The 6,879-nt window shown below is 28.7% G+C and carries 6 protein-coding genes, 1 other RNA gene and 1 pseudogene; 1 reads left to right on the top strand and 7 read right to left on the bottom strand.

Translation table 11 applies throughout. The features are described 5' to 3' along the window. The 5 genes and pseudogenes from ACH2BC_RS02690 to ACH2BC_RS02670 all read right to left on the bottom strand — a co-directional run. Positions 1-152, bottom strand: a pseudogene (locus ACH2BC_RS02690) (aminodeoxychorismate/anthranilate synthase component II); the annotation flags it as partial. Positions 153-280: 128 nt separating this feature from the next. After that, positions 281-1,681, bottom strand: a complete 1,401-nt coding sequence (locus ACH2BC_RS02685) for an anthranilate synthase component I family protein (RefSeq protein WP_395052446.1) — start codon at positions 1,679-1,681, stop codon at positions 281-283. A gap of 531 nt (positions 1,682-2,212) precedes the next feature. Then, on the bottom strand, positions 2,213-2,779 hold the full coding sequence (locus tag ACH2BC_RS02680) for a YceI family protein (protein WP_395052445.1): 567 nt from the start codon (positions 2,777-2,779) through the stop codon (positions 2,213-2,215). 25 nt (positions 2,780-2,804) lie between these two features. Further along, positions 2,805-3,437 carry an NAD(P)H-dependent oxidoreductase gene (locus tag ACH2BC_RS02675; RefSeq protein WP_395052444.1) on the bottom strand — a complete coding sequence of 211 codons (633 nt, stop codon included), beginning with the start codon at positions 3,435-3,437 and terminating at the stop codon, positions 2,805-2,807. Between the two features lie 15 nt (positions 3,438-3,452). Continuing rightward, positions 3,453-3,905, bottom strand: coding sequence for a MarR family winged helix-turn-helix transcriptional regulator (locus ACH2BC_RS02670; protein ID WP_395052447.1), 453 nt, complete (start codon positions 3,903-3,905; stop codon positions 3,453-3,455). 118 nt (positions 3,906-4,023) lie between these two features. Here ACH2BC_RS02670 and ACH2BC_RS02665 point away from each other — a divergent pair, with 118 nt between their 5' ends. After that, the gene (locus ACH2BC_RS02665) at positions 4,024-4,344 is read left to right on the top strand and encodes a rhodanese-like domain-containing protein (RefSeq protein WP_395052443.1); all 321 of its coding nucleotides are present in this window, start codon (positions 4,024-4,026) and stop codon (positions 4,342-4,344) included. Between the two features lie 587 nt (positions 4,345-4,931). Here ACH2BC_RS02665 and ssrA read toward each other — a convergent pair. Both ssrA and ACH2BC_RS02655 read right to left on the bottom strand, forming a co-directional pair. Beyond that, positions 4,932-5,330, bottom strand: a transfer-messenger RNA (tmRNA) gene (gene ssrA, locus ACH2BC_RS02660). A 197-nt stretch (positions 5,331-5,527) separates the two neighbouring features. Continuing rightward, a complete protein-coding gene (locus ACH2BC_RS02655) occupies positions 5,528-6,718 on the bottom strand; it encodes a serine hydrolase domain-containing protein (protein ID WP_395052442.1) in 1,191 nt (396 codons plus the stop codon). Positions 6,719-6,879 lie beyond the last annotated feature (161 nt).

The following is a 6,879-nucleotide window of genomic DNA, read 5'->3' as shown; positions in this document are numbered from 1 at the left end:
GGCGAAAGTAGAATTTTATCAAATTTTGCTACTTCTTCAATATCAAATTCATCATTTCTTAAAACAGAAACTTTGCAGTTTAAATCTTCTAGATAATGAACCAAATTGTAAGTGAAACTATCGTAATTGTCTATAACCAGTATGTTTTTCATATTATTTTTTTTTGCCACTAAGACGCTAAGGCGCAAAGTTTTATTTTATTTTTGTTATTTTAAATCTTGTTTTATTACTTTATTTTTTGCTTCCAACTTCTAACTTCCAACTTCCAACTTCTGGCTTTTTAAATTTTTTCTGCAATTTCTAAAGCTTTATCTAAAGCTCCAAGTTTGTTGTAAACTTCTTCCAATTCATCATTTTCATTAGAACTTTCAACAATTCCTGCTCCAGCTTGATACTGCAAGGTATGATTTTTACTTAAAAAAGTACGAATCATAATGGCGTGATTAAAGTTTCCGTTAAAATCCATAAATCCAATTGCTCCACCATAAAATGTTCTGTTTGTGGTTTCAATTTCATTTATTAATTCCATTGCTTTGTGTTTTGGTGCGCCAGATAAAGTTCCAGCAGGAAATGTATCTGCAACTACTTGCATTGAATTGGCAGTTGGAAATAACTGACTTGTAACTTTGGAAACCAAATGAATTACGTGAGAAAAAAACTGAACTTCGCGATATTTTTCTACTGTAACTTTATTTCCGTTTCTGCTTAAATCGTTTCTTGCCAAATCTACAAGCATAATGTGTTCGCTATTTTCTTTACTGTCTTGAGACAATTTTTTGGCTAAAATTGCATCTTCTTCGTCGTTTCCTGTTCGTTTAAAAGTTCCTGCAATGGGATGAATTTCGGCAATTCTGTTTTTAATAATTAATTGTGCTTCTGGCGATGAACCAAATAGTTTGAAATTTCCGTAGTCAAAAAAGAATAGGTAAGGAGAAGGATTGATACTTCGCAAGGCACGATAAACGTTGAATTCGTCGCCTTTAAATTTTTGAGAAAATCGTTTTGACAAAACCAATTGAAATACGTTTCCGAGTTTGCAATGTTTTTTAGCCAATGTTACATTAGACTTAAAATTTTCATCTGAAATATTGGAAGTTTTTTCGCCTTCTTTTTTAAATGAATAGGAAGCAAAATTTTTAGTTTGTAGCAATTGAATAATTTCGTCAGTATTGTCTAGATTTTGTAGTGAATGACAAAAAATATAAGCTTCGTTTTTGAAATGATTTATGGCAATTATATTTTGATAAACTGCATAGTAACTGTCTGGAGTTTCGCTGTAATTTATTTTTTTATTGATTGTAGTTTTTTCGAAATATCGAACTGCGTCGTAGTTGATGTAACCAAATAATCCGTTGGTGATGAATTTAAAATTTTCATTATTTGATTTAAATTGTGATGCAAATTGTTGAATTTGATTGGCTACATTTATTTCTTTAGTTATTGAAATTTCTTGAATTGTATTGTCTGGAAATTGTGTGGTCATAATTTCGTTTTCTACTTTTATGGATGCTATTGGATTGCAACAGATATAAGAGAAACTATTATCATTAGCGTGATAATCTGAACTTTCTAGCAGAATACTGTTTGGAAATTTATCGCGAATTTTTAAATAGACACTAACTGGTGTTATTGTGTCTGCAAGAATTTGCTTGTAATTGGTATTTAGATTGTATGTTTTCATGTTTTTTAGAAACGTTGCAATGCAACTTTTTTACATTTTTTGTTGAGATGCTGAAATAAATTCAGCATAAAAAAAAAGCTTGTCGTGATTGACAAGCTTTTTATGATATTTAGATTTAAAATATACTATAGCGGTTCAGTTCACGAAGATTGACGTAAATTGTTCCACCACCAAGTATTGTTTAAAATGTTGTTCATTGTGTTGTTTTGAATTACAAAAGTAGTAATTGTATTTTAATTTCCAAATTGTTTTTAGTTTTTTATGAATTTTTTTAGATTCCTACGGAATGACAAACGGAGCGGATTTTATGCTGGAAATTTTTAAATTTAAATTTTCTAATTTTTTATTGGGTTTGCAAGAACGATTGTAGTGGAAAACCTTTTATTTTTTTTGGTTTTGCGAGGTTACGAAGCAATCAAAAAAATAAAAGTTTGGGAACGGAAAGCGTGGTGCGCATTTTTCTTGCGCACTTGCCCAAAAGAAAAAAACCTTACAAATTGCTCTGTAAGGTTTTAAATGAGTTTGAGTTTATTAGAAAACTAAATTTACGGTTACGTCAAAATCGTCGTTAATTACGTTATCTCCAAGGTTTTCGAAGAAATTTTTAGACTTGAATTTGATTCCGAATTTAGTTCTGTCAATTTTGAAAGTTGTTGTTGCAGCATTTGCTTTTACAACTAAATCGAAAGTTACTGGACTTGTTACGTCTTTTATTGTTAAATCTGCTGTTACTGTGTAGGTTCCGTTTCCTTTATCGGCAATTGTTTTAAAAACTAATTTAGAAGTTGGGTATTTTTCTGTTCCAAAAAAATCATCGGCTTTTAAATGTCCTTCTAGTTTTTCTTTTCCTTGTCCAGCTTTTAAATCGGTTACAGTTATTGTTGATAAATCTACTGTGAATGTTCCGCCTTTTAATTTTTTTCCTTTAAAAATTAATGATCCTTCTTTAATAGTAACTGTTCCTTCGTGTGAACCTGTTACTTTTTTTCCTACCCAGTTTACAGTACTTTTAGTAACATTAATTTTTTTAGTTTGTGCTGTAGCGATTGTTGAAACTGCTACTAATAATGCAATTGCGATTGTTTTTAAATTTTTCATTATTTTAATTTTAGATTAGTAAATATTATAGTGTTATAAATAAATCTTCGTTAGATTTTCTAACTTTTGCGTAATGTTGTGTGTCGTCTTCTGTGCTTCTGTAACCAATTGTTGCTACTAATGAAGCGTGTAATCCTAAAGCTGATAATCCTAGAATTTCATCGTATTGTATTGGGTCAAAACCTTCCATTGGTGTTACATCTACTTTAAGTTCGGCAGCAGCATTTAAAAGATTTCCAAGCGCAAGATAAGTTTGCTTTGATGCCCAAATATTTTTAGCATCTTCTGGTAAAGTACTTATTTTAGATTTCATAAAACTTGAATAACCAGCAATTGCTTCGTTTGGAATTTGTCTAGTTTCAGTTACGTTTTTAAAATAGGCGTCTATTTCTGTGTCTCCAACATTGGTTTGAATGGCAAAAACTAGTAAATGTGATGCCTCTACAATTTGAGATTGTCCCCAAGAAACAGGTTGTAGTTTAGCTCTTAATTCTGGATTTTCAACAAACAGTATTTTATAAGGTTGAAGTCCGTAAGAGGAAGACGATAAACGAATTGCTTCTTTTAAAGTGTTTAAATCTTCGGTAGAAACTTTTTTAGTTGCATCGAATTTTTTAGTTGCGTAACGCCAATTCGCGTCTTGAATGAAATTGCTCATAGTATTTTATTTTTGTTATTGTCTGTATTTTTCTAGTAATGTATTTAATTGAGTTTGTTCTGTTGGTGATAAATTTTTTCCAAATGATTGTTCGTGTTCTATAATTTTATCATCTAAAGAATTTAAAAGATCAAGACCTTTTTGGGTTATTAAAATCTCTATTTTTCTTCTGTTTTCATCGCAAACTTCTCTTGTAACCAATTTTTTTAAAAGCAGTTTGTCTATAAGTCGTGTTGTATTACTGTTTTTAGCAATCATTCGTTCTTGAATCATGCACATATTGGCAGGACAACCTTTTTGACCTCTAAGAATTCGTAATACATTATATTGTTCACTAGATAAATCGTAGGGTTTTATAAGTTCGCTAAACCTATCACTAATAACGTTTTGTGTGTACATTACGTTTAGAATGATTTTTTTTGGTTCGTCTAGTTTTATTGTCGATTTTATGATTTCTTCAATTGTCATAATTGTAACTGTCATAGTTGTAGGTACAAATGTAATGTGATTTTTATTTGTATATACAAATGTTATGTTAAATTATTAGAATTTATTTAAAATTTGTAATTTTGAAAAAAAAATAAAGATGAATTTATCGCAACAAGATTGGAAAGCACAATTAGATCAAGATGAAAATGCAGTTGTATTGGATGTAAGAACTGAAGATGAATGCAATGAAGGTATGATTACAAACGCAATTAACAATGACATATATAAAGGTCAAGGATTTATCTATAGATTGAAAGAACTTGATAAATCTAAAAATTATTATGTTTATTGCAAAGCTGGAAGTAGAAGCGAGCAAGCTTGTGCTGTGATGAATCAGTTAGGATTTGAAAACACCTACAACTTAATTGGTGGATTTATGAACTGGAATGGAGAAGTTTTTATGCCGAATGAGCATTAAATAATTCTTTCTTATCTTTTTTCACTCTTTTTAATATTGAACTGTAAAATTCTTTAATGGAATCTCTATTAAATTGAGAAGTTTTAATTTTAAATGATTCATTATTTTTAAGCTTAATTTCAATTTTGTAGAAATAAAATTTGTGAATTATTGCAAACGTCAAAGTTGAAATTGCCAGAATAATTAAAAAAAATTTAGAAATTAAATTTTTACTTTCTTCAAAAAATAAAACGAATACACATAAAAACTAAAAGCTAGTAAAATAATGTTAGAATAAAAAACGCGCTTTTTAATTAAATTTACCCTTGAAATAGATTCAATATAAATTTTATCTTGCCTTTTTCCATTGTCAATTATTACTTCTTTATCAGTAATTACACCAAATTTTTTATAATATTTAATAGTTTGGGAATTATTAATTAAAGGTTTCATAGTAGCGGTTTTTAGTAACTACGAAGTAAATACTAATTTAGATTTATTTACCGTAGAAAGTTTTCTACATAATTTATGTTAAAATTTTAAAATCGTACAAACATTAAAAAATAAAAACCTCAATAAATTGATAAACAATTCATTGAGGTTTTTTAAAGTGGAGTCGCCGAGAATCGAACTCGGGTCCAAACAAGCAATCAAAGAGCTTTCTACACGTTTATTTCTTGATTAAATTTTCGTTATTCTGCTTGGCCAAAAACAGCCACAAAACACTTATCTTCTAATTTTTTCGTAACAGCCACGAAGCTTTACTGTTCTTAGGTTTATTTTTACGATTCACCTTTATCGACCGCCACAAACCAAAGCTATCGAGGTAAATCCTGCTTTCCTATCTAATAGGAACAAGGCCAATCTTACTATAATTCAGATTATGCAGCAAGAGCGTAGTTTCCTTCGCCGTTTATGTTTTTGTACATTTGGATTTACGAGCAAAAAGTACAATGCTCGACGTGCTTACAATTTAATTCCACTTGCTGTCAAAACCAGTCGACCCCAAATTTTATTGGGTTGCAAAGATACTACTAAATTTTTCAAATTTCAATATCAAATTTTAAACTTAAATTCCAAATAGCAAATTCTAAATTCCGAAACAATTTCAATTTAAAAGTAATATTTCAAATATATTCTGTTTGAAAACTCACAACTCACAACTCACAACTCACAACTCACAACTCAAAACCCACAACTAAAATCACTCCTTAAGACTATCATTAAATTTAAATGGATAATCTCCAAACAAAACTGATAAATTTTTAACTCTATAGGTTTTACGAGTAAACTTATTAGATAAAGCAATTATTACTACATTTTCTTTTCTTAATGTATTGAATGTAGATGTGTTTCCGTGCCACCAACCATTATGATAAAAGAACTTTTGACCAGTTTCCCATTCTCGTAATCGTATTCCTAAACCATAGTTTTTTGTTCCTTTATTTTCATAACTGTAACCTATAAAAACTTTGTCTAAAAGTGATTTATTTACAAAGCTTTTAGAATTTCTTGCCAGTTCAAATTTCATTAAATCTCTTGGAGTAGAATAGATATTTTTATCTCCATAAATAGCATCCAAAAAATCAAATGGAACTTTTACATAGTCTGTTTTATATGATGGTGTAGCATTTTCTCTCGGAGTAGTTTCATCAAAAACAAACGTGTTTTTCATATTTAAAGGTTCAAAAATAATTTGCTTCATTGCCTCTTTATATTTCATTCCAGTTACTTTTTCTATCAACAAGGCAAGCAATACATAATTGGTATTACAATATACAAAATGAGTATCTGTTTTATAATCTAACGGAATATTTTTGGTAGTAATTATGTTTAAAATATCGTTATTGGTTAGTGTTTTACTTTTATCCCAAATGCCTTTGTCTTCTATAAAATAACTGTATTTTTTTATTCCACTTCTGTGATTTAATAATGTTTTAACTGTAACATCTGGATAAGGAAAATCTTTAAAATAGGTTGTTAATTTGTCTTCTAAATTTAATTTTTTGGCATCAATTAATTTTAATATAGCGCTAGCTGTCAATACCTTACTAACAGAAGCAATATGTAAAGGTGTTTCTGGTGAATTAAGAGTGTTATTTTCTTTATTGGCATAACCTTCATATTTTTCATAAATAATTTGTCCATCTTTGGCAATTAAAAAACTTACATTTTCAAAGTCTTTTTCCCAATATTTTGCAAAGAAATTTTCTATTTGTAATTGCTTACTTTTTATGTATTTATCTGATAATTTTGGCAATGAATCTTCTCTTGGATGCATTGCATAAGTTAAACTAGATTTTTTTACAATGGCGTTTTTTTCTTTTTTATCGCAACTAATTATAAATAGTAAAATGGATAATAAAAGAAGTATTTTAAAGTGGAGACGATTCATTTTTATTTGATAATGGACAAATATAGAAAAGAAATTGAATTTCAAAAATGGGTTTGTATTATAATTAAGTATTTTGTAGTACATTTTTTCAAATTTATTTAATTGTAAAAATCTTTTGAAAACGTTTTCGTTAATAGTACTTTTGAAGTCTCAAAAAATAG

The organism is Flavobacterium sp., assembly GCF_043760115.1.
GTDB lineage: Bacteria > Bacteroidota > Bacteroidia > Flavobacteriales > Flavobacteriaceae > Flavobacterium.
The sequence above is the reverse complement of the archived record's forward strand: the minus strand, read 5'-3'. Positions and strand labels throughout refer to the sequence as shown.

What these genes read in the sequence shown, in the direction of transcription:
- ACH2BC_RS02685 (WP_395052446.1), bottom strand. Translation starts at nt 1,681, where the DNA reads ATGAAAACATACAATCTAAATACCAATTACAAGCAAATTCTTGCAGAC.
- ACH2BC_RS02680 (WP_395052445.1), bottom strand. Translation starts at nt 2,779, where the DNA reads ATGAAAAATTTAAAAACAATCGCAATTGCATTATTAGTAGCAGTTTCA.
- ACH2BC_RS02675 (WP_395052444.1), bottom strand. Translation starts at nt 3,437, where the DNA reads ATGAGCAATTTCATTCAAGACGCGAATTGGCGTTACGCAACTAAAAAA.
- ACH2BC_RS02670 (WP_395052447.1), bottom strand. Translation starts at nt 3,905, where the DNA reads ATGACAATTGAAGAAATCATAAAATCGACAATAAAACTAGACGAACCA.
- ACH2BC_RS02665 (WP_395052443.1), top strand. Translation starts at nt 4,024, where the DNA reads ATGAATTTATCGCAACAAGATTGGAAAGCACAATTAGATCAAGATGAA.
- ACH2BC_RS02655 (WP_395052442.1), bottom strand. Translation starts at nt 6,718, where the DNA reads ATGAATCGTCTCCACTTTAAAATACTTCTTTTATTATCCATTTTACTA.